This window comes from Fluviispira multicolorata (genome assembly GCF_009208585.1).
Classification (GTDB): Bacteria; Bdellovibrionota_B; Oligoflexia; order Silvanigrellales; family Silvanigrellaceae; genus Silvanigrella; species Silvanigrella multicolorata.
Genome location: NZ_WFLN01000006.1, coordinates 323027 through 346516, shown reverse-complemented (window position 1 = coordinate 346516; position 23490 = coordinate 323027). Strand labels below are relative to the sequence as shown.

The window sequence follows — 23490 nt, the reverse complement described above, 5'->3', positions numbered from 1 at the left end:
AATTCATGGAGCATATCCGGGTTGATGAAATTAGCCAATTGTTAAAGCAGAAAATTCAGGCTTTTGGTCAGAAGGCAGAAGTGTCTGAAACTGGAACTGTCGTCTCTATTGCAGATGGAATGGCTCGCATTTACGGTCTTGAAAAAGCGCTTATTAGTGAGCTAGTTCAATTTGAAAATGGTGCTAAAGGAATTGTTTTAAATCTTGAAGAAGATAATGTTGGAGTTGCTATCTTTGGTGGAAGTGAATCTATCTATGAAGGAATGCAAGTTCGCCGAACAGGAAAAGTAAACAGTGTGCCAGTTGGGCCGCAACTTCTTGGCCGTGTTGTCAATGCTCTTGGTGAACCAATTGATGGACTAGGTGATTTAAATACTTCAGAAACTTCTGTTGTTGAAGTAAAAGCACCAGGTATTATGGCGCGTAAAAGTGTTCATGAACCTATGCAAACTGGACTTAAATCTGTTGACTCAATGATTCCAATTGGACGTGGTCAACGTGAATTAATCATTGGTGACCGCCAAACTGGAAAAACAGCAATTGCAATCGATACAATTATAAATCAAAAAGGCAATGGCGTAAAATGTGTCTATGTAGCTATTGGCCAAAAATACTCAACAATTGCTCAAATTGTTGAAAAACTTCGTCGTGCAGGCGCTCTTGAGTATACAACTATTGTCGTTGCTGGTGCTTCTGAGGCAGCAACACTCCAATTTATGGCTCCTTATACAGGCTGTACAATTGGCGAGTATTTCCGTGATCGCGGACAGCATGCAGTTATCTTTTATGATGACTTGACAAAACACGCACAGGCTTATCGCGAACTTTCTCTATTGCTTCGTCGACCACCAGGTCGTGAAGCTTATCCAGGGGATGTTTTCTATCTACACAGCCGTCTTCTTGAGCGTGCATGTAAATTAAATGATGAGCTTGGAGCAGGCAGTTTAACTGCATTTCCAATTATTGAAACACAAGCAAACGACATTTCTGCATATATTCCAACTAACGTGATTTCTATTACAGATGGACAAATCTTTTTGGAAGCAGATTTATTCAATGCAGGTATGCGTCCCGCAGTAAATGCAGGTCTTTCTGTTTCTCGTGTGGGTGGAGCCGCTCAAACTGGTGCAATGAAACAAGTTGCAGGAAATATGCGCCTTGAGCTTGCTCAATATCGCGAACTTGCAGCCTTTGCACAATTTGGCTCAGATCTCGATGCTACGACTCGTAAACAAATTAACAGAGGGCAACGCTTAACTGAATTGCTTAAGCAAGCTCAATACTCTCCATTAACTATGGAAAAACAAGTTCTTACGATTTTTGCAGCTATTAATGGTTTTCTTGATAATACAGAAGTTCGTCATGTTCGTGCTTACGAGCGCCAAATGTTGAATTACTTTGAAGCATCTTTTCCAAAAATAATGGCTGAAATTGCAACAGGTAAGAAAATGAGTAATGAGCTGCAAGCAGAAATTAAAATAGCTCTCGATGACTTCGCGAAGAGGTTTGAACCAAATGCCAGTAAATCTTAAGGATCTACGCAATAGAATTAAAAGTGTTAAAAGCACCCAGCAAATTACAAAAGCAATGAAGCTTGTTTCTGCTGCTAAGTTTGGGCGTGCACAACATAATGTTGTTAATGCGCGTCCTTATGCTCTTTCTCTTGCGCAGCTTACGGCAAAACTTGCAGGTCTTGTAAGTGGTGGAAGCGCTCACCCACTTATGAATGATGTTTCAAGCAAAGTTGCTATTGTGCTTGTTATTTCTTCTGAAAGAGGATTGTGTGGTGGCTATAATTCTAATGTTTCTAAGCAGGCAATAAAAACTATTGACGAATTAGAATTAGAGGGATTTAAAGTCACTGCTGTTTGTATTGGGAAAAAAGCTTTTCAAACCTTAAATAGAAGAAGAAAGCTTGTATTAAAAAAGAAAGATGAACCAATATTTGTAACTGAAAACGAATATGCAGCAGACGCTAACGTACTCGTTCCAGGCGAAGGTTTAGTTTCTATTACAACTCCTTTTGATAAACCTACAAATGCAATGGCAACTCGTTTGTCAGAGGCATTTGCAAAACTTTATACAGATGAAAAAATTGGAAAATTTGTAATTGTTTATAATAAGTTCCAGTCCGCAATGTCTCAAATTCCGACTGCTGATATTGTATTGCCTCTTCATGTTGGCTCCGCTTCAATTGAAGCAGAACCTATTTTTGAACCAGAGATAGACGAACTACTTGAGCATGTGATTCCTCGTTATATGACTTCTAGACTTTTTCAAACACTGCTCGAGTCTGTCGCAAGTGAGCAAGGGGCGCGTATGACGGCAATGGATAATGCAACTCGAAATGCAAAGGAAATGGAGCGTAAACTTCAAATTACTTACCAACGAGCTCGTCAAGCAGCAATTACAAACGAACTTATTGAAATTATCAGCGGTGCTGAGGCATTGTAAATTTAAAAAATTTGGAGCTTTTTATGTCTGAATTAGGAAAAATTATTCAAGTTATGGGGCCAGTTGTGGACGTTCAATTCCCGCAAGGCAATCTCCCAGAAATTTATCACGCATTACGTACAACAAATGTATCTATCAATTCTTCCAAAGAAAATCTTGTTCTTGAAGTTGCCCAACATTTGGGTGAAAATACTGTGAGAACAATTGCAATGGATTCGACAGAAGGACTCTGTCGTGGTGTTGATGTTCGTAATACTAAAGATCAAATCACTGTTCCAGTTGGAAAGCCAGTTCTTGGTCGCATTTTAAATGTGACTGGAGATCCTATTGATGGAAAAGGTGATGTACTTTCTGAAAGACGTTATCAAATCCACAGAAAAGCACCTGACTTCACTCGTCAAAGTACAAAACTTGAAATGCTTGAAACTGGAATTAAGGTTGTGGATCTACTTGCTCCATACCAAAAAGGTGGAAAAATTGGTCTTTTTGGTGGTGCAGGAGTGGGCAAAACCGTTCTTATTATGGAATTAATTAACAATATCGCAAAACAACATGGCGGATATTCTGTATTTGCTGGTGTTGGTGAGCGTACTCGTGAAGGTAATGACCTTTATCATGAAATGAAAGATTCTGGAGTTCTTGACAAAGTTGCTCTGGTTTACGGTCAGATGAATGAACCTCCAGGGGCGCGTGCACGTGTTGCTCTTTCAGGACTTTCTGTTGCAGAATATTTCCGTGATGAACAAAATCAAGATGTTCTATTTTTTGTGGATAATATCTTTCGCTTTACTCAGGCGGGTGCAGAAGTTTCTGCATTGCTTGGTCGTATTCCTTCTGCCGTGGGTTACCAACCTAACCTTGCAACAGAAATGGGTGAGCTCCAAGAGCGAATCACTTCTACAAACACAGGATCCATTACATCTGTTCAAGCTATTTACGTACCTGCGGATGACTATACAGACCCAGCTCCAGCAACTGCATTTGCGCACCTCGATGCAACTACAAATTTGGATCGTTCTTTAACTGAAAAAGGAATTTATCCTGCTGTTCACCCTTTAAATTCAACAAGTCGTATTCTCGATGCGCAAATTGTGGGTGATGAACACTATGATACAGCTCGTCGTGTTCAGCAAATTTTGCAACGCTACAAAGAATTACAAGATATTATTGCAATTCTAGGTATGGATGAACTTTCTGAAGATGATAAACTTGTTGTTGCACGTGCGCGCCGTATTGAGCGCTTTTTGTCACAGCCTTTCCATGTTGCAGAAGTCTTTACTGGAAATCCTGGTTGTTATGTTAAAGTTGCGGATACCGTTCGCAGTTTTAAAGAGCTTTGTGATGGAAAATGGGATCATCTTCCTGAATCAGCATTTTATATGGTTGGTGGAATTGACCAAGCAATCGAAAAAGCTAAGAAGATGGGTGTTAGCGTTTAATTTGGGGTGCTAAATTATTATGATCGAAGCAAAAGATAAAATGAGAGTTGTACTTCTCACTCCATCTAAACGTCTTCTTGATTTATCTGGTGTCTCCGAGCTTTATTTTCCTTCGGAACATGGAGCTGTGGGAGTTTTACCAGGGCATGCTCCTATGGTTACTGCTGTAGGAACGGGCGTGGTTTTATATTCCCAAAATGATGTTTCCGGATTTTTTAAGGTGGCTGGTGGAGTTGCAGAAATCACTTGTAGTTCTGTAACTTTATTGGTTGATGTGGGTGAAGAAGCTACAACCATTGATTTAGACAGAGCAAAAAGAGCTCTTGAAAGAGCTGAAGGAAGATTAGCTGCAAAAGAACTTGGTAATGTAGATGTCAAAAGGGCTGAAACTTCACTAGCCAGAGCGCAAGCTCGTATTGAAGCCGTTGAGCTTCATGCAAATAAGAATTCAAAAGAGAAAAAGTCTGTGTAGATTAAGATTCCAGCTAATGACAGTAATTTTTTTGATTATTGTGATAGAGTTAGCTAGAAGCTTACCCAATATTATTATGTTAGTATTTTTGGAAGGGTTTGAATAAAGCTCTTCCTTTTTTTACCTAAAATATAATGGTGTGAAAATGGTCTCACAAAAGAGTTTAGTGGAAGATGCCACTTATAATGTTAATTCAGATATCGTGTGGCTTGCCATTGATGCGAGATCTGCACAGCAAGGTGTTGTATCAGGTATTTCTAGATTTGTAATTGGATTGACTAAAGCCTTGGCACATGAGCTAGAAAATAGAAAAAAAAACTTAACGGGCAGTAAGAGAATAAAGCTTTTAATTGTTTCAAAATCAGAGCCTGCACCATGGGTTGTAGAGCTTGTTCATAATTATCCTGATATTATTTCATATTGGAGCGGCGGACCTGGTGCACTGCAAAAGTCTTATGATAAACCAATTTGGCTTTGGCCAACTTTTACCTTAAAACGAATTCAAAAACTCACCCATAACCAGATAATTTGGTTTGCACCGGCTAATTTTGATAGGCCTTTGTTTATCTCTAGAAACTCAATGTCATCTCGAGTGGTACAAGTCATTCATGATAGCATTCCATTTATGCCTATTAAAGGAGTTGGTTTTTTATTTAAAAGACAGTTTAGATTTTTAGTAAAACGGACGCTTTCTAGACTTCCTTTTGTTACTACTGTTTCACCACATTCGGCAAAGTTATTACAAAATTTAGTAAAAAAGCGTATAAATCCACTACATATTATTGGAGATGCTGTTGATTTAGAATTTGGAAGTCAGCCTAAAATAAGGCAAACTCGCGAACTTTATGAGCGTAGAGAAAGATTTTTAGAACAGCTTGTTGACTCTGAAGAACAAGAAAAATTTAAGAATGTGATAAATAAGTTTTTAAAAGATAAGTGGATAATAGGAGTGGGGAGGAATCAAAAATATAAGCTTTGGGATCTTGCGGCACAAGCTATACAAAAAATTACTCCAGAAACAGGATTAGAAGCTTGGTTTATAAGAATTGGTGCGGATAATAAAGAAATTTCGAGTTATCTTAAAAAAAGTATTCCGCGAGAAGTAGGAGAAATTAAAGTTTTTGATAGTTTAAAAATAGTGGTATTGCCAATCTTATCCGATGAAGAATTAGCAGAGATATACAGAATATCAGATCTTTTAGTTCATCCTTCGATTGCAGAAGGTTTTGGGCTTCCACCGCTTGAAGCTGCATTAAGTGGTACTCCCGTTATTTATAGAACTTCGACAGCTGTTGATTTGCATTTTTCTCCTGGGATTTTACCAAGTAATTATTGGCTTGGGAGTGATTCAAGTTATCCAGCAATTTGGGTAAAGCAAATAGAAAAAATATTATTAGATAAAAAAGATTCTGAGTTTTATATTGGTCTTCAAAATGCAGAATCAACTCGAAAATTTATAATTGAACGAGCAAATGGTAGGAGTTTTGAATGGAAAGAATCAGCGATTTCTCTGTTAGATTGGCTAATTCAAGGATCTGATATATTAAAAAAAGTTAATAAGAAATCTATTACGACTGGATAATTAAGGCGTTGCTGAGGAACTTATGAAAACAGGTATTTTATTTTGGGGATTTAAAGATATAAATTTAACAGCAGAATGCGCAAAAAAATTGAAAAAAAATAACCAAATTCGTGATGTGTATATTCAGATATCAACGCATGAGAAAACAATTTCTTTAATGGATATTTTTCCAGAAGAAATAATTAGATGTGAGTATGATGATTTGAACTCGCTTCAATTATGGCTGCAGAAAAATGATAAAAAAAATATTATAGTTGTTATTGATTTTTGGCCATTTTTATTTTCTAAGAAATACTTAGAAAAAATAAATTATTTCAAAATAATATTAAAGATGTCATTTCAGTTTATTATTTATATGCCAAAATATTATAATGATTTATATCTTAGAAAGAATAGTAAGAAACTTAATTCAATTTTAGATAAAACGACTGATATATTTTCTAAAGTGAAAGTTTTTTATGAATTGGTATTGAATAGTCCCTCGTCAATAGCGATACTTTCTTCGGCACCTAGTATTTCATTCTTAAATAAATTGTGTAGACAAGATTTTCTTCATAAAAAAGAAATAAGTTTTTTTACTTTTGTACCTAATTTACTAAGAGGTTTCCCAGCGTCTTTTTTAAGTGATAAAAAGTTTTTAGAAGAATTAGTCGCAAAAATAGTTGAAGTTAGCGAAGGTATTCAGTTGTATAAAAGTAGAGAATATATGAGTAATTTCAAAAATGTTATTAACTCTGATATTTTAAACACACATTTTAAAGAAAGTAAAAAAAATAATAAAAAAATTTTAAACTTTAATTTAACAACTTCTATCGATAGGTTTTATAAAATTAAATCTAAAGAAGAATTAAAAATTCTTCTTTGGTGTATTTATTTAGGAATAATTGAATATAAACAGAATTTTTTAGATATTGCGAGTGAAGAATCTAAGGAAACCGAGATGATTTTTTCACGCATTTCTGTGTGAATCATCCTTTCTACGCATAAAAGCAGGTGTTTCAAAATCAGAATCATCAATTTCAATATCTGAAAGCTCTTTAGCAAGTTTTAATGCGCTTTCAGCAGCATCTTCTTGGAGAAGCTCTTCACTTTTATTTGATGTCGCACCAACTACTTTTGAATCTCGATTTGCATTTTGTTGTTGATTTGCCATATCAAAAGTCCATTTTGTTAAATCTTCAAGCTCTGTCGCATTTTCATTTTTTGATACAGAATTTTGCGCTTGAGAGTTATTTTGATGGTTTTCATTAGAATGAACAGGTTTAGGTGTATTCCAGTTTAGATTTGTTTGAGTTTCTTGATTTTTAGCTGCCGGTTGATGATGTTGTTGTTGAGTTGTATTTCTTATTTCTGGTTGTGGTATATTACGAAAACCAGAATTGATATTATTATGATTGTTATTTAGTTCGGGTGATTGCCGATTCATATGTTGAGATTGCGCATTTAACCCAGAATTTCCTCCAAAACCAGATTGAGGCTCTCTCCCATATTGAGGGCGAGGGAAATGATTTGGTGGTTGGGAGTTTTGGTTAAATTGGTTTTGACTAATCGGTTGTTGTTGAATATTTTGAGCTTGATTTCTAACATCATATGGATTTACTGCAGGAATATTTTGCGTAAAATTATTTTGAGGACGTTGAGAGTTCATGCCAGCAAATGGTTGTTGTGGAATAGCTTGCTGTGGTTGACTATTCACATTTGTTTGCATGAATTGATTTTGCTGAGGAATATTTGCGAATCCGTGAGCTGATTCAGGAAACGCAACCCTTGCTTGATCAAATCCTGTTGCAATGACTGTGACTCGAATTCTATCTTCCATATTTTCATCAATTACAGCACCAAAAATAATGTTCGCATCTTCATGAGCAGCTTCTTGAATGAGAGTTGATGCTTCACTGATTTCATGAAGTGTCATTGTGCTTGTTCCAGTAATATTTATAAGAATTCCGGTTGCACCTTCAATATCTATATCTTCAAGTAACGGAGAATTTATGGCAAGACGCGCGGCTTCAGCTGCACGATTAGGTCCAGTTGCATCGCCAATACCCATAAGTGCCATACCCATCTCGGACATAATTGTTTTAACGTCTGCAAAGTCAACGTTTACGCGTCCCGGAATATTTATGATATCTGAAATACCTTTTACTGCGTTTAAAAGAACTTCATCAGCTAATTTAAACCCATCAAGCATTGACATCTCAGGAGAAGCAATGCTGAGAAGTCTTTGATTTGGAATTGTGATAAGTGTATCGACGGATTGACGTAAGGATTGTATGCCATGCTCAGACTGTTGTTTTCTGCGTTTACCTTCAAATGTAAAAGGTTTTGTAACAACTCCAACAGTGAGAGCTCCTAATTCGCGAGCAACTTGTGCAATAATTGGAGCTGCTCCTGTCCCAGTTCCACCACCCATACCACCTGTGACAAAAACCATATCAGCACCACTCAGAACTTCTTGCAAAATTGCTTTGTCTTCAAGTGCTGCGTTGCGTCCCGTTTCAGGATTTGCTCCTGCACCAAGACCTTTTGTCAATTCTCTTCCGAGTTGAATTTTAATTGGTGCGAGATTTGATTGTAGGGCTTGAACATCTGTATTTGCAGCAATAAATTCAACTCCAGATAATCCTGATTCAATCATGGTATTGAGAGCATTTCCGCCACCTCCACCAACTCCAATTACTTTAATAATTGCATTTGATGAATATTTATTACCTTTGTCTGATTTTTCGTTCATTTTAAATGTCCTCCATCATTCTTAACAGTTAATATTATACATTATCGAGAAGCAAATGGTTCCTTTAATCGATGCCATATTTTTGTTGCAAATGAACTGATTCCAGAAATTTCTTCAGTTTGCTGTGCTGAGTTATCACCATGAAGCGATGCAAAAAGAGGAGATAAAGTACCAATACTGGATGCCCAAATTGGTGATTTAAGACCTTCAATTGCGCCAATAATGTTTGTTGGCATTCCAATTCTTGCATGTAAAGAAAATATTTCTTCAGTTGCAAGTGTCATACCACTTAACAAAGCCCCTCCACCCGATAAGACAATTCCTTTAGAAGTTCTTGCAATCAATCTTGATCTTCTCAAATCTGCATAAACGGTATGTAATATTTCACGAACTCTAGGTTCAATGACTTGATTTATTTCTTTTCGCGTAACGAAGCGAATTGCATTTCCGTCTATGCTGCTAATTTCAATTTTTTCATTTATATCTTTTGAAGATGTTTCAATTGCTTTTCCAATTTCTTTTTTTACTCTTTCTGCTTCAGCTTGTGTTGTTCTTAAGCCTATAGATAGATCTTTTGTTATATGATGCGATCCAATAGGATATTCTTTAGAATAAACAGGAATATTTCCTAAGTAAACAGATGCATGTGTTAAATGAGCACCAATTGATAATGAAATACAGCCAAATTCTTTTTCATCGCGCGTAAGCACACCTTCAGCCGCTGCGAGTGGTTCAAATGCAAAACTTTGCACTCTTACACCTGCATTGTTACATGCTCGAACAATATTATGAAGATCTGCTTGTGGATAAAAAACTCTGTGATGCATAATCGAAAGAGTTGAGCCTCTCATTCCAATTGGGTTTTGAATACCGTGTTTGCCGTCTACTGAATATGAACTGGGTATCATATGAACGAAATCAAAGCCCATAGGTGGCTTTTGATTACGCACGGCAGCTGAAACTTTTTCCAAATCAGAAACACGAATTTCTTCGCCTTTGATTGTGCATGTTTCTACATGGTTATCAAATTGAGCTGCTGTGCCTGCAATGCAAGCACGAACGGATTCAATTTCGATTCCAGATTGCCTTTCAACTTCATCAATTGTTTCTAATATTGAAGCAGTTACAGCATCAATACTTGAGACAACTCCTTTTTTAACAGCTCCATTGTTTGCAATTCGAGCAGCCCCAAGAATTTGAATTCGATTTGATTCTTTTTCATAAAAAGGAAGATCTTCATGGCTTTCTTGCAATTCTTTATTTTCATAACTCGCAGCAATAAGACTTGTATGTGTTGAACCAAGTGAAAGAGAAATACAGATATTTTTATTTAAAGATGTTTTCATTTCAATTTAACTTTGCATGCAAAATGTTTAAAAAGCATTTTGTGAACGCGATCTCATTAAACTTACACAATGAGAAAAAAAAAGTCATTAGTTGAAATTAAAAAACACTAAATAGATGGACTGGGATTTGATCCAAGGATCTTGAATGTTGCTTTATCTGAAAAGTCAAGATCGACTTCACTTGGATAAATATTTTTATTTGAGAGATCAATTAACAGAATTTTAAGTCGATCCATTTTGTCTCTAATTTGGCCATCTCCAAGTAAAGCATTAAACTCTATTAATTCTGTGTTTGTTAAATCTTTAGAAGGGAGTTCTCGTGTTTCAGATTTTTGAGGAATTAATTTTTTATTCTTTAACATTTGGATGTTTCTATTAATTTTTAAAGAAAAACCAGATTGTGATGACCAGCTTATTTTTACCAATGAGTAACCTGAACCAACATTTTGAATTTCTGAATTAATAAGTCGGATTTGCTTGATTAACCAAGGAAAATTTACTGGACCGCTTGTTTCTAATGAATTGCTTACATTTGATATTGATCTATTTTTTTTCAATTTAATATAATAATTTTTAGAATGCCAATTGATTTTCACTTCAGGGGCTTCAATTTTCAGAAGTGAGGAATATTCATTTTGAGGAGGATTTTTAAAAATTATTTTCATATTATTGCTGATAATGTAACGCTCATTATTTTTTGCTTCTATAATCATCACTGGTATTTCCATTATTGCGTTGATTTGCAATTTTCCATCAAGGCCTAAACGAATCCAGTATTGATCAACGATATCAAGTGAATTAAGGATATTGTCGACAGACTCTAAAAAATGCGAACGCTTTTCCTGATTTTTTATTGATTTTATCAATTCTTTATTAATGCTTGCATAGAGTTCACTTGTTATTTTAGGATTATCTGTATTTATTTGAATATGATTTGGGAGGATTTTTTCACTATAAATATCTACATAGTAGATACTAACTTTAAGTACAATAAGAAAAATAACGACAATTGAAAGAATATAGGAAGTTCGGGGTCTCTTCTTTAAAAAAGAATAAATTACAAAAATGGAGTTATTTATTTTTAAAAAAACAGTTTTTAAAAGAAAAAATACTTTAGCAATGAAAATAGTCTTTTCTTGCTTTTTAATTCCCTTTCTATTACGTGGGCCTGGTTTTTGAGAGGCTAATAAATTAACTCTTCTTTGCTTTTTATTTCCATTCAAGATTGAGCTTCTCCAATATCATGTGACCAGCTTGTCTTACATTCCCAGCACCTAAGGTTATCACAATTGCTCCCTTTGCAGGAGTGGCATGAATTAATATATTTAAAGCGGATTCTGACGCTTCTTCAAGTGATTCGACAACGTACGTTGTCCCTGGGGTATTATTAAAACTTTTTAATTTAATTTGATGCGCTATATTTTCTTTATTGATTCCATTAATTGGGGACTCACCAGCAGCATAGATTGGTGTCACAATAACTTTATCTGCATCAATAAAGCATTTTGCAAACTCTTCCATTTGAAATTTTATTCTAGAGTAACGGTGAGGTTGAAAAATAGCGATAATTTGTTTATCTGGAAAACTCTCTTTGGTACCTTTTAAAACAGTTTCAATTTTCTTTGGATTATGAGCATAATCATCAACAATAAGAATATTATTGATATCAGCTAAAATAGAAAATCGATGCTGTACGCCTTCAAATTCAGAGATTGATTTGCAAATTAAATTCATATTTAAATCAAGTAAAGAAGCAACGGCAAATGTTGCTAAAGAATTTGTTAAGTTATATAAACCCGGCATTTTTATTGTGACTTGATGCTGTGGTTTTCCATATATAACAGGGGTATATGTTGTATTTATTCCATCAGTAAATTTATCGATTGCAGAAATATCTGCATCTTGTCTGAGACCATAAGTCACAATTTTACGTCTTATTTTTGGAAGAACCATTTGGACAATTGGGTCGTCAATACATGCACAAACTGCTCCATAAAAAGGAACTTTTTCAATAAACGCTTCGAATGCTTTTACAATGTCATCAAGGCTAGCATAATGATCAAGATGATCTTTATCTATATTCGTTATTATTGCAATTGTTGGAGTTAGTTTTAAAAAACTCCCGTCACTTTCATCGGCTTCGGCAACAAAAAGATCTCCTTTACCAAGTTTTGCATTGCTCCCAAATGAATTTAATTTTCCACCAATCACAACAGTTGGATCAAGACCTGCATTGTGTAATGAAGATGCTAATATACTTGTCGTAGTCGTTTTCCCGTGCGTACCTGCTACTATAACACCATATTTCATACGCATAAGCTCTGCTAGCATTTCACTTCTATGAATAATCGGAATTCTTAAATTTTGTGCTTCAATTATTTCAGGATTATGTTTATTAATTGCACTGCTGATAACAAGAACTTGTGCATTTTTTACATTTTCTGGTTGATGGCCAATAAATATTTTCGCACCAAGTTCCTCTAATTTTTCAATTATAGCTGATTTTTTTATATCACTCCCTGAAATTTTATAACCAGAATTTAGAAGCACTTCAGCAATGCCTGACATTCCGCTGCCGCCAATACCAACAAAATGAATTTTTTTTATTGCATTAAACATAAATTATATTACCTTTTTATTTAAGTTACTTTGTAAATATATTCTTCTTGATATTTGTGACATCAATCCAATTATAAAATAATTTGCAATTAATGCAGATCCACCATTTGAGATAAAAGGTAAAGGAAGTCCTTTTGTAGGAAGTGCGCCAGCAACTACGCCCATATTTATAATAGTAGTTACAACTAACATAGAAAAAGCTCCAGTTGCGAGTAAACGATCTCTATGAGTGCTTCCATAAATGACAAGGCGTAGAATTGCATAGTATAAAACAGAATATAATATTGTAAGGACAAGGATACCTATAAATCCCATTTCTTCAGTAATAACTGCGAGGATAAAGTCTGTATGAGCTTCGGGAAGAAAAAATAATTTTTGTTGACTTTCTCCAATTCCTCTACCAAATAATCCACCATTTGCAACCGCTACAAAGCTTTGAATAACCTGAAAACCAGAACCAAGCGGATCTTTAAATGGATTTAAAAATGTCATTACTCTGGCAATACGATAGGGTTCAAACAAAATTGCTGAAATTAAACCAAATAAAAGTATACCAAATATGCCTGCAAAATATCGTTTTGGTAAGCCATTTATAAATAAAATTCCAAGGCATCCTGTAATTACAACCACTGTGGTACCTAAATCTTTTTGCGCAATAATTGCAATGGGTGCTAATAAAAGACAACTATATTCAACTAATAAGGGGTATTTTTTGGGTTCATTTAATTTTTTATTTTCTGTATTTTGCTTTGAAATTATCCATACCATAAATATTATGGTAAAGACTCTTAAAAATTCAGATGGCTGAATAGGCATAATTCCTAAGTTTAACCAACGGGATGCTCCATAAACTTTTCGACCAATTCCTGGTAAATGGGTTGCAAAAGTCATAGTAACAAGAATAAAAAATAAATACTTTATAAATCTATAATACATTTCAAAAGGTATCATTGCTCCTGCGATTGCAGCTAACAAAGATGGTAAAAGAAAAAACGCTTGCTTTTTTGCAAAATAAAACTCGGTACCGTAATGTTGTGCGGAATATACAGAAGAAGCGCTATAAACGAATAAAATTCCAAATCCAGTTAAAGCAATAACGGGAATCCATAAAACATTTCCACCATATGTAATCCATGTGCTTGGTTTTGAATTATCGAGTATATTTTCAATTTTTTTAGAATCATCTAGCGTGTCTTTATTTGTTTTATATTTGTCAGATGATGTCACTTTTTATTTTCCTTTAAGCAAGAAAAAGTCCACTCTCGAAATACATTTCCTCTGTGTTCAAAATTTCTAAATTCATCAAAGCTACTGCATGCAGGTGAAAGTAAAATAATGTCTCCATTTTTTGCTTTATTTAGTGCAAGATCTGCTGCAGCGAGCATATTTTCTGAACTATCTGCAACTTTATTTTTATATGACTTTAGATCTAGTTGAATGTTTTCTGCAGCTTTTCCAAAAGGATAAATTTGAACTAAATTTTTTCTAAAAAATGTCCCAATGGGTAAGTAATTATCTCCTTTGGGCAGCCCACCAAGTAAAAGATGAATGGGTCTATTTAATGATTTTAAGGCTACTAAAGTGCTTTCAACATTTGTTGCTTTTGAATCATTAATAAGTATTAAACTTTTTTCATCACCATTTTTATCGATATATGTTTTTTCAGTATTAGATATAAACTCTAAACGATGCGGTAAATGATTGTACTCTGTTGTCTCTGATTCCCATTGGGATAGAATTATATTATCATCAATTCCTAAATGCATTGCCATGAGACTTGCGCATAATATATTTATCATATTGTGTTCGCCTGGGAGACAAGGATTTCTAATTTCCCATGTTTTTGTAGAGCTTTTAAGTTTTATGAATATATTAACCGAAGTATCTTTATTATCGTATTTAGCATAGGCAATTTCTAATTCATTTTCTGACATTAACTCATTGATGGTGAGTTTTTTTAGCTCATGATAAATTGCGGAAGGCAAAATTTTTCCAAATGAAATTTGATTCCTAATATCATACTCTCTGCGAGCTTTTATTGGGGTATTTAATTTATCATCAAATTTTTTTGGCGAGCTAGATTCGATTAATATTATTTTTGCTCTAGGCAAACTCAATCCCATATTTACAGCTAAATGCATAACGTCTTTGTCAATAATTGCTATACCTGAGTCGTGAGTTAACAATACAAGTCGCCATTTAGCTTTTATGTATTCTTGAATATTTTCATAACGACCAAGATGATCGTTTTGTAAATTTAAAAAAACTGTGCAAGTAGGGCGCATTGAATATGTAGTTTCAAGTTGGTAACTACTCAACTCAACAGAAAGTAAATTTATTGAGATGTTTTCAAAAACTGCTTGAGACATTGATATTCCAATATTACCGCAAGAAATAGCTTTATATCCTGCTCTTTCAAAAAGCTGAGCGGCATAATGGGTTGTGGTGCTCTTTCCATTTGTACCAGTAATACCAAGGATAATGCACTTTTCGGGAATAAACCAAGAAGCAACTTCAATTTCACTTACAATTGGAATTTTATTTTTTTTACAGATAATAGCAATTTCTTTATTTAAAGAAATACCTGGAGAAATAACAAGTACATCACAATTATTTTTAATTTTTTCAATGGAATGAAAACCATATTCATAAGGAATTTGGTGCAAAATAAGTTCATTTTCAATATTTTTTGATATTAAATTTTCTTCTGTTACAAAAACATTAGCGCCATGTTTTTTTAAGATCTTTGCAGCTGAAACACCACTCTTAGCAGCACCAGCAATATAAAAATGTACACCTTCAATTTTTGGTCTGTGAGCCATAATATAACCTTTAACGTAACTTCAAAGTCAAAATACTTAATAATGCAAGAATAAAACTAATAATCCAAATTCGGACAGTTATCTTTTGTTCAGGCCACCCCTTTTTTTGGTAATGATGATGAACGGGTGCCATGCGAAATACTCTTTTTCCCCTTGTTTTAAAAGAAGCAACTTGAATTATGACGCTTAAAGCTTCTGCAACAAATACGCCGCCCATTAGGACGAGTAGAATTTCATGGCCTGTAATAACTGCTACAGCACCTAGAATTCCTCCCAGTGCAAGCGCACCAGAGTCTCCCATAAATATTTGAGCTGGGAAGGTATTATACCATAGAAAACCAATTGAAGAGCCTATTAGACCTGATAGAAAAATGCTAATTTCACCAGATCCAGCGATGGAATGATAATAAAGATATTTTGATATTACTACATTACCTGTGACATAACTTAATATTGTTAAGGTTAAAGCGCATGTGATGACTGGACCTATTGCCAATCCATCAAGGCCATCAGTTAAGTTAACAGCATTGCTACAGCCTACAATTACAATAATTGCAAAAGGAGCATACAGAAGGCCGAGGTTGAGAACCATATTTTTTAAAAAAGGAATATTAACAAAAGTTGGATTCATTGAAATTGATTTTGGATTAACTAAATGTTCTGCTGCCCATAAATGCCACGCAATTGCAATGCCGCCGAAAAGTAGCAGTCCTAACATTTTTTTTCTACTAGAAAGTCCATCAGTATTTTTTTTTGTTATTTTTAAATAATCATCTAAAAAACCAATGAATCCATAACCAACTGTAATTATAAAAAGTGTTATAAAATGCCTGTTTGTAGGATCCATCCAAAGGAGAGCACTAAATAGAGTAGCAAAAATAATAACTATTCCACCCATGGTAGGAGTGCCTTTTTTTAACATCTGTTCTTCAAGACCCAGTTCACGAATAGGTTGACCCGCTTTTAAAGATCGTAAGACTTTTATAGCCCTAGGATATAAAAACATAGAAATAATAATACTTGTAATAAGAGCTAAAATTGCACGGCTCGAAAGATAAGAAAATGCTTTGAGTCCAGAAAGTTTTGGGTTAAGCAAAATCAGTTTATTTATAAGTATATAGATCATTCTTATTTCTTCTCCTTGAGTAGTACAGATCTTGCCACTTGTGAATCAGAAAAGGGAAGCTTTGTTTCACCAATAATTTGATAATCCTCATGTCCTTTTCCTGCAACTAGAATGAGATCAAATTCAGATCCCTTTTGAATAGCCAATTTGATTGCATTTTCTCTATCAGGTTCTTTAAAACAATTTTTTCTATTTTTAATTCCTGAGAATATATCATTTATTATCTCTTCTGGTTTTTCGGTTCTTGGATTGTCTGAAGTAACAATTGTTATGTCAGACAATTCAGAAGCAATTTTACCCATAAGTGCTCTCTTTGTTTTATCTCTATCTCCGCCACATCCAAAAACAGTAATTAACTTTCCTTTATTTTCATAATTTAAGATATTTTTGCAAACTAAAACCGCTTTTTCAAGGGCGTCAGGAGTGTGTGCGTAATCAATAAGAACAGTGGGTAGGTTTTCAGGAACATTATTTTCTTGTATCCTGACAACTTCCAGCCTTCCAGGGATATTTTTTATTTTTTTTATAATTGGAATAATTTTTTTGAGATCATAATTAAGTGAAAGAGCGCAGGCTATGGAACAAAGAGTATTATAAAGTTGGAAATCACCGATCAGTGGACAATCAAAGTATTCTTCTAGTTTTAAATTATTATTTGATGTTAGAGTAAGTAAGCCTGAAATACCAAATAGACTTGATTTTTTATCTTTAACACTCAAATAAAATATTTTAGAAAAATATTTTGAGTAACTTTTAATAAATTGATTTTCTAAAGGTTCATCTCCAATTCCAATTAATGTTCTATCTTTATGAATGGACTTTTCTACAAATGAAGACCAATTTTCATTTTTTGTACATATTATGGCTGTGCCATTATCTTTTAAATAGTGTGAAAAGAGTTTTTCTTTAGATATCCTATAATCTTCCATGGTTTTATGATAATCTAAGTGATCTTGAGTTAAATTTGTAAAGACTGCAATATCAACTTTCCAATTGCCTAGTCTGTTTTCTTTTAAACCATGCGAAGTTGTTTCCATGATTATTTTATTTATATTATTTTTTTCTATAGTGTTGATTATACTTAATAATGTAGGGTAATCAGGAGTCGTAACGTGTGAGCTAGCAAAGGTTTCTGAGCCAACTTGCATACCTAAAGTACCAATTCTTAAAACTGTTTCTGTAGCTAATTCTTCAATAATTTGACCTGCTATTTGAGTTACTGAAGTTTTACCATTTGTGCCAGTTATTCCAATTGTTGTGAATTTATTTTGATCGATTTTATAAGAATTTTCAATAATTATATTAATTGCTAATTCTATTTCATTAACAGCAATAAAGTTAGGGTTTGAAATGATTTCTATTGCCCAAACTGTATTCTTCTTTTGTTTTATTTGTAATTCATGGATAAGATCTGGATTGCCAATAAATATATTTCCAGAATTTAATACTTTCTCTGCATAAGTATGGCCATCAAATTTATTACCTTTTCTAGCAATATAAATGAAGAGAGGTTCTTTTGTTGAGGGTGTATTTTTTAAAAATCCATCAACATCTTTTGTATTTAGATAAATTTCGCATAGGTTATTATGAGCCGTGTATTTTTCTTTTTTAATAATAATATTATTTAAATCTTGAATTAAAAAAATATCTTGTATCTTTATTTTAGGGCAATTAATTTTAAATTTTGCGGACATTTTTCTAATGTTCCTTTTTGGAATTCTCTGAAGATCCGAAAGCTGAGACAGCTGATGTCCTTCTCTTAAGAGAGGATGGATTATTAGGTTTGAATTTTTTGAGATATGCGTTTTCATACGGCTTTACGTTAAATATGCCTTGTGAGTTTAAATATTGAACGGTTTTTTTTCCAATATCTGCAAATACGGGTCCTGCAAGAGGTCCTCCATAAGCAGGTCTAATGCTAGCTTCATCAATTACAACAACAATAGCAAGTTTTGGATCATTTGCAGGAATAATTCCTTCAAAGACTGCGGTTCTGCCAGAGTAAGCACGATCTTTATTTGACCAAATTTGGGCCGTGCCTGTTTTTCCCGCAACTAACACGCCAGGTATGCGTGCAGGTGAACCTGTTCCTCCATTTTCCTCAACAACGGATTGCATCATTTGAGAAATAAGTCGACTGGTTTCTGGTTTAATGAATTGCAATGGAGGATTTTCATTTTTTATTTGTCTTACTTCATCAACTGCAAGTAAATTAACTCCATGGTCTGTTCCTCCACCCACAATGATTGATAGTCCATGAGCAAGCTGTAATGGAGATATGGCAAAGCCTTGTCCAAAGGCCATATTTGCAAAATTCATTTCACGCCAATTTTCAGTTTTTTTAATTCTCCCTCCCCACTCACCGGGAATTCCTGTGCCTGGTTGGCGGCCAAATCCAATTTTCATGAGAGAATCATAAAAATTTTCACGCCCTATTTTTTGTACAACTTTATATGCGCCAATATTGCTACTTACTTTCAATATTTCTTCAGGAGTGAGCCAGCCATGCGCATGTGTGTCATGGATATAGCCTCCAAGAAGTGCCATTTTACCATTCTCAGCATAAATTTTAGATTCTGAATTTATCACGCCCATGTCGAGAGCTTTGGCAATCCACATTGGTTTTACGACTGATCCAAGTTCAATTGCATCCATGATGGGGCGAAAGCGTCTTGCTGAGGGATCATTTTCAGGGGGGGAGTTTAAATCATAAGAAGGGTAACTTGCAATTGCAAGAATTTCTCCTGTTTTAACATCCATTACAATTGCGCTTCCGCCTTTTGCTTTTGCTCTTACAACTCCTTCTTTTAAAGCGTTTTGTGCAAACTCTTGAATTGAAATATCGATTGAAAGTTTTAAGCTTTGACTCAATGTTTCTGGTTTGGATGCATTATTTGGGGTAACCATAACGAGTCTTCCACGTGCATCGCGCATTACTTCTATTTTAGTTGGTTTAATATTTAGACGAGAATTGTAAATTTTTTCTATTCCTTCAAGACCATTCCCCTCAGTACCCACAAAACCAATTAATTGAGATGCAATCTCTTTTTCAGGATAAAATCTTTTTGGTTCATCAACAACGCCAATAAAATCTTGCCACTTTTTAAGGGAGCCCATTTTATGGAATTCACTTAAACTCATTTGCCTTTTTAGCCAAATAAAGTTTCTTTTTTCATTTATATAATTATATAATTGTTCTTTTGGAATATTTATTTGCTTAGAAACCTTTTCTAAAAACTCAGGATCTGTAGGCATTTTTTTTGTAAGTAAAAAAAGACTTGGTCTTGAAACGCTTACTGCTAATATTCTACCGTTTCTATCGGTGATAGTTGCTCTGGGTTTGGCTAAAGTGAGTACTGTTTCAAATTGTTTTGAAGCTGTTTCAACAAGTTTATTTCTGAGAGGAGTTGGAAAAAAGCTTATCCAAGCGTATCGAATAAGGATTAAAAACAAAAAAATACAGCTTATAAAACCCATTGCATAAGCGCGTATGCGATAATTTGGGATATTATAAACTGTAGGCGGAATTAATATATATTTTAATCTAACAAACAAACGACTGTTACTTTCAGTTTTATTTGCCACTTTATTTACCTATAGAGTTAATGCAATGTTTGATCCATTCTCATAACACGTTTTGGGTCTGGTAATATATATTTTGGTTTACCTGTTTTATCTTTTTGAGCAAGAAGATTGTCGCGCACTGTTCTTTCGGTTGCTGCAAGCTCAGATTGGAGTTCTACCTGTCTTTGTCTCAAAGATTTTTCTTTGGCTTTAAGAGATGCGATTTCATATCCTACTGAATAAGTCTTTGATCTCATTGTTATTACAACCACTCCTACAAGAATTGTAAGAAAAATAATTGCAATGATTGCATCGAATTGCTTGAATAGTTTCATCATTTATTATGTCTCCAAGGAAAAGCAAAACTCAAAACAGCGCAATCTTGCTGAGCGAGAACGATTGTTCCTTTTGCATTCTTCTTCTGAAGCAACTATGCCGCCTCTTGGTATTTCTTTACCAAATCCTTTACTTTGATTTTCTTCTAAATGAATCATGAGATGCAAGGGGATATTGTGTTCTTTTTTCTCTTCCATTTTTTCTTTTGCATTTTTTCCTTTTTGCCAATTTCGCATTGCATGCTTTACTATCCTGTCTTCAAGTGAGTGGAATGAGATAAAACCTGTTTTTCCATTTGGATGAATCACTTTTGGGAGATCTTGAAGTAAATTTTCAATGGAAGCAAGTTCATTGTTCACTTCTATTCGCAGTGCTTGAAAAGTGCGTGTGGCAGGGTGTACTTTACCTTTTGGATATGCGAGAATTCTTTTAATATATGCAGCAAATTCTACCGTATTTGTAATTTGAAGTTTTCCAATTTTACGATCTTGAATAATTGCTTTAGCAAGTTTGCGTGCCTTTGGCTCTTCTCCATAATCAAAGAAGATTCGAGTGAGATCTTTTTCTGAATAATTGTTCAAAATATCTAGGGCAGTAAAATTTTCTTGAGGGTTCATTCGCATATCTAATGGGCCTTCGTGGTGAATAGAAAAGCCTCTTTCAGCCCAATCAAGTTGAGGTGAGCTCACACCAAAGTCAGCAATCAATCCATGTATTTTTTGGTTTGGAAAATGAGTTTCTATAGCAGATTTGACATTGCCGAAATTTTCATTAAAAATATGAAAATGAAATCTATTATATTTCTCTTTTAGCTTATTTAAAAGTATTTTTGCATGATTTATTGCGTTATCATCATGGTCAAAGGCAATTAGAGTTAAATCAAAGTTTTGAAATAAATTTCTTTCTGCAAATATTTCAATTAATTGAATTGAGTGACCAGCTCCGCCTAAGGTGCAATCGACATATATTAGATTTTTAGAACTATCGGATTTGAGTGATTGTAAAAGTTTTTCTGAAGGAAGAACATGTTCTATGGTTTCGGCTTTTAAAACTGTTGTATGAAGAAACTCGTGTTTCAATGATAACCTCTTTATTTTCTAACGTAGGTATATAATGTTGTGCTATGGTTTTAACATCTTGTCAAAAGCGTGGCACTCTCTTTTGTGCCTAAAGCATTCAACTTCATTTTAGCAAGTCCGATAATGAACCAGCAAAAGAAGTTCACTGCTTAAGGGATAAATGTGCCATGAAGAAATTTATTATGCAAAAAATGAGTTCATTTTATAAGAATCTCAAATTGCTTATAATGTGTCTGATCATTAGCATGGCAATGTTTGGATGTGTATCAAATAATCAAGAGCAAAAAGATGGGCCATCAAAGCAAGAGCAAAATATAGATAATTCTCAAAATAAAAACAATACGAATGAAAATTTAGAATATGCTGAGGGTCTAGTACCACCTACAAATCAAAATATAATGCTTGCATATTATGTACAAGATGGTGATAATTTAGCCATAATTGCAAAAAAAATATATGGTGATAAAAAGGAGTGGATTAAGCTTGCGGAACTAAATAATTTAATAGATCCTCACAAAATATACGCTGGAGATGTAATTTATTATAGTTTAACAAATAAAACAAAGACATTCTCTGAAACATATGAGGGTGCTCCAAGAGCAAAAATTATTGTAAAAAAGGGAGATACTCTTACACATATTTCAAAAGCTGTTTTTGGTAAAGCAAAAGACTGGCGAGTTCTTTGGAAAGAAAATCCTCAAATTACAAATCCAGATAAATTAAAAGTTGGTGAAGTTATTTATTTTAGACCAAAAGCACTGACAGCAGATGCAAGTTCATTTTCAAGTTCAATAATTGAGACTAGAAATGATAATATCATTCAACCAGCTGCACCGATAAAACAAAACGAGGATGAAGGAACAAAAGAGAGTAAGGCAGAAATGTAGTTAATATATTTTAACTTTTTATGCATAAAATAAAATTATTATCTCCTTCATTTTCTTCAATAAAATTTAAAGGGATAAATATATTATTTTTTTTATGTCCAAAATTATTTAGGCAAATAATAATTTTTTGAGAGAGTGATTCTTTGTCTAATTCGAAATTTGGGTTCTCTAATAAAAATTTATTAATTTTTTCTTTTATTAATTTTGGTGTATAATGTGTATTGTTAATAACAATATTATTAGTTAATTTTTTGTCAATAGAGTCAAAATATTGAATGCATTCAAGATATTGTTTGGGAGTTCCAATGTCAAACCAATAATTATCAATTGGATAATCAAGATGAATTACTTTAAATTTATTAGCAAGTACACTTCTATAATAGAGATCAATGCTTGATTTTTTTTCAACGGGAGTGTTTTGAAGTATATTATGGCTTAAAATCTGATGATTTGTGAATAAACGTGCAATTTTTTCTTCATCAGATTGGAACTTTTCTCCAAATCCTAAAATATATTTTAAATCTTTTGATACCCATGTGGCATCTTTGCGAAAATAATTTAATTCTTTAGTACACATGAGAGCTAATTCGTCAGATTGTCTTTTTTCCCACTTATCAATCATATTGTTTATTGGAAATTGAGCTGCAATGTCTCCTGAAACAATAATAAGATCTTTTTCTATATTTTTAGAATCTTTTTTAGCAAGTTCATGAAATATTCGCGCTATACCTCCGCCCGTATCAAGTAATTCATCTTCATGCCAAAAGACAATTCTTGTGGGGTCATAGCCTCTGCTCTGAGCAGTCATTTGCAGCTCATTTTTGACTTCTTCACTTAGATAATGGGTGTTGCAATGAACTTTTTCAAACCCAGCATTAAAAAAGAGTTCTATACTCATAAAAGAAATGGGGGTGTCTAAAATAGGACAAACTACCTTAGGTAAATAGCGTGTTAATGGCTTAAGTCGTTTGCCAAATCCTGCGCATAAGACAATTGGAATATATTTATTTGTATCAATTTTATGTGTCAT

At 33.9% G+C, this 23490-nt stretch carries 19 protein-coding genes; 7 read left to right on the top strand and 12 right to left on the bottom strand.

What is annotated here, in order from left to right:
* Positions 1-5: 5 nt before the first annotated feature.
* The 6 genes from atpA (at position 6) to GCL57_RS07845 (ending at position 6914) form a co-directional block, all read left to right on the top strand.
* On the top strand, positions 6-1532 hold the full coding sequence (atpA, locus tag GCL57_RS07870) for a F0F1 ATP synthase subunit alpha (RefSeq protein ID WP_152212810.1): 1527 nt from the start codon (positions 6-8) through the stop codon (positions 1530-1532).
* A complete protein-coding gene (locus GCL57_RS07865; RefSeq protein ID WP_161597661.1) occupies positions 1516-2454 on the top strand; it encodes a F0F1 ATP synthase subunit gamma in 939 nt (312 codons plus the stop codon). The genes atpA and GCL57_RS07865 overlap by 17 nt, the downstream gene beginning before the upstream one ends.
* 23 nt (positions 2455-2477) lie before the next feature.
* On the top strand, positions 2478-3893 hold the full coding sequence (gene atpD / locus GCL57_RS07860) for a F0F1 ATP synthase subunit beta (protein ID WP_152212808.1): 1416 nt from the start codon (positions 2478-2480) through the stop codon (positions 3891-3893).
* Positions 3894-3912: 19 nt separating this feature from the next.
* Positions 3913-4365 carry an ATP synthase F1 subunit epsilon gene (atpC, locus tag GCL57_RS07855; RefSeq protein ID WP_152212807.1) on the top strand — a complete coding sequence of 151 codons (453 nt, stop codon included), beginning with the start codon at positions 3913-3915 and terminating at the stop codon, positions 4363-4365.
* 145 nt (positions 4366-4510) lie between these two features.
* A complete protein-coding gene (locus tag GCL57_RS07850; protein ID WP_152212806.1) occupies positions 4511-5947 on the top strand; it encodes a glycosyltransferase in 1437 nt (478 codons plus the stop codon).
* 22 nt (positions 5948-5969) lie between these two features.
* The gene (locus GCL57_RS07845) at positions 5970-6914 is read left to right on the top strand and encodes a hypothetical protein (protein WP_152212805.1); all 945 of its coding nucleotides are present in this window, start codon (positions 5970-5972) and stop codon (positions 6912-6914) included.
* Here GCL57_RS07845 and ftsZ read toward each other — a convergent pair.
* From ftsZ to rsmH, 11 genes are all read right to left on the bottom strand, one after another.
* On the bottom strand, positions 6897-8681 hold the full coding sequence (gene ftsZ / locus GCL57_RS15195) for a cell division protein FtsZ (protein WP_152212804.1): 1785 nt from the start codon (positions 8679-8681) through the stop codon (positions 6897-6899). The two genes, GCL57_RS07845 and ftsZ, sit on opposite strands and share 18 nt — an antisense overlap.
* 41 nt (positions 8682-8722) lie before the next feature.
* On the bottom strand, positions 8723-10027 hold the full coding sequence (gene ftsA, locus GCL57_RS07835) for a cell division protein FtsA (protein WP_152212803.1): 1305 nt from the start codon (positions 10025-10027) through the stop codon (positions 8723-8725).
* A 107-nt stretch (positions 10028-10134) separates the two neighbouring features.
* Entirely contained in the window at positions 10135-11250 is a 1116-nt protein-coding gene (locus tag GCL57_RS07830; protein WP_152212802.1) for a hypothetical protein, read from the bottom strand.
* Complete coding sequence (murC, locus tag GCL57_RS07825; RefSeq protein ID WP_152212801.1) at positions 11237-12646, bottom strand: UDP-N-acetylmuramate--L-alanine ligase; 1410 nt, start codon at positions 12644-12646, stop codon at positions 11237-11239. Before murC ends, GCL57_RS07830 begins: the two co-directional genes overlap by 14 nt.
* Before the next feature lie 3 nt (positions 12647-12649).
* Positions 12650-13873: a putative lipid II flippase FtsW gene (gene ftsW / locus GCL57_RS07820; RefSeq protein ID WP_152212800.1), complete on the bottom strand. Its 1224-nt coding sequence runs from the start codon at positions 13871-13873 to the stop codon at positions 12650-12652.
* A complete protein-coding gene (gene murD / locus GCL57_RS07815) occupies positions 13870-15468 on the bottom strand; it encodes a UDP-N-acetylmuramoyl-L-alanine--D-glutamate ligase (protein ID WP_152212799.1) in 1599 nt (532 codons plus the stop codon). The genes ftsW and murD overlap by 4 nt, the downstream gene beginning before the upstream one ends.
* A gap of 10 nt (positions 15469-15478) precedes the next feature.
* Entirely contained in the window at positions 15479-16594 is a 1116-nt protein-coding gene (mraY, locus tag GCL57_RS07810) for a phospho-N-acetylmuramoyl-pentapeptide-transferase (RefSeq protein ID WP_152212798.1), read from the bottom strand.
* A gap of 2 nt (positions 16595-16596) precedes the next feature.
* Positions 16597-18288 (bottom strand): UDP-N-acetylmuramoyl-L-alanyl-D-glutamate--2,6-diaminopimelate ligase, encoded by a 1692-nt coding sequence (locus GCL57_RS07805; RefSeq protein WP_161597660.1) that lies wholly within the window; start codon positions 18286-18288, stop codon positions 16597-16599.
* A 4-nt stretch (positions 18289-18292) separates the two neighbouring features.
* Positions 18293-20179, bottom strand: coding sequence for a peptidoglycan D,D-transpeptidase FtsI family protein (locus GCL57_RS07800; RefSeq protein WP_152212796.1), 1887 nt, complete (start codon positions 20177-20179; stop codon positions 18293-18295).
* Between the two features lie 17 nt (positions 20180-20196).
* Positions 20197-20496: a hypothetical protein gene (locus GCL57_RS07795; protein WP_152212795.1), complete on the bottom strand. Its 300-nt coding sequence runs from the start codon at positions 20494-20496 to the stop codon at positions 20197-20199.
* Positions 20497-20499: 3 nt separating this feature from the next.
* Positions 20500-21573: a 16S rRNA (cytosine(1402)-N(4))-methyltransferase RsmH gene (rsmH, locus tag GCL57_RS07790; protein WP_161597659.1), complete on the bottom strand. Its 1074-nt coding sequence runs from the start codon at positions 21571-21573 to the stop codon at positions 20500-20502.
* 167 nt (positions 21574-21740) lie between these two features.
* Between rsmH and GCL57_RS07785 the strand changes: the two genes are divergently transcribed.
* The gene (locus GCL57_RS07785) at positions 21741-22460 is read left to right on the top strand and encodes a LysM peptidoglycan-binding domain-containing protein (RefSeq protein WP_152212793.1); all 720 of its coding nucleotides are present in this window, start codon (positions 21741-21743) and stop codon (positions 22458-22460) included.
* Positions 22461-22470: 10 nt separating this feature from the next.
* On the opposite strand, the gene GCL57_RS07780 is transcribed toward GCL57_RS07785, so the two are convergent.
* A complete protein-coding gene (locus GCL57_RS07780; RefSeq protein WP_152212792.1) occupies positions 22471-23490 on the bottom strand; it encodes a nucleotidyltransferase family protein in 1020 nt (339 codons plus the stop codon).

Coding starts and splice junctions, on each gene's coding strand:
- GCL57_RS07865 (WP_161597661.1), top strand. CDS start 1,516: ATGCCAGTAAATCTTAAGGATCTACGCAATAGAATTAAAAGTGTTAAA.
- ftsZ (WP_152212804.1), bottom strand. CDS start 8,681: ATGAACGAAAAATCAGACAAAGGTAATAAATATTCATCAAATGCAATT.
- GCL57_RS07785 (WP_152212793.1), top strand. CDS start 21,741: ATGAAGAAATTTATTATGCAAAAAATGAGTTCATTTTATAAGAATCTC.
- GCL57_RS07780 (WP_152212792.1), bottom strand. CDS start 23,490: ATGACACATAAAATTGATACAAATAAATATATTCCAATTGTCTTATGC.
- GCL57_RS07805 (WP_161597660.1), bottom strand. CDS start 18,288: ATGTCCGCAAAATTTAAAATTAATTGCCCTAAAATAAAGATACAAGAT.
- GCL57_RS07845 (WP_152212805.1), top strand. CDS start 5,970: ATGAAAACAGGTATTTTATTTTGGGGATTTAAAGATATAAATTTAACA.
- GCL57_RS07850 (WP_152212806.1), top strand. CDS start 4,511: ATGGTCTCACAAAAGAGTTTAGTGGAAGATGCCACTTATAATGTTAAT.
- mraY (WP_152212798.1), bottom strand. CDS start 16,594: ATGATCTATATACTTATAAATAAACTGATTTTGCTTAACCCAAAACTT.
- ftsA (WP_152212803.1), bottom strand. CDS start 10,027: ATGAAAACATCTTTAAATAAAAATATCTGTATTTCTCTTTCACTTGGT.
- GCL57_RS07795 (WP_152212795.1), bottom strand. CDS start 20,496: ATGATGAAACTATTCAAGCAATTCGATGCAATCATTGCAATTATTTTT.
- murD (WP_152212799.1), bottom strand. CDS start 15,468: ATGGCTCACAGACCAAAAATTGAAGGTGTACATTTTTATATTGCTGGT.
- atpA (WP_152212810.1), top strand. CDS start 6: ATGGAGCATATCCGGGTTGATGAAATTAGCCAATTGTTAAAGCAGAAA.
- murC (WP_152212801.1), bottom strand. CDS start 12,646: ATGTTTAATGCAATAAAAAAAATTCATTTTGTTGGTATTGGCGGCAGC.
- atpC (WP_152212807.1), top strand. CDS start 3,913: ATGATCGAAGCAAAAGATAAAATGAGAGTTGTACTTCTCACTCCATCT.
- atpD (WP_152212808.1), top strand. CDS start 2,478: ATGTCTGAATTAGGAAAAATTATTCAAGTTATGGGGCCAGTTGTGGAC.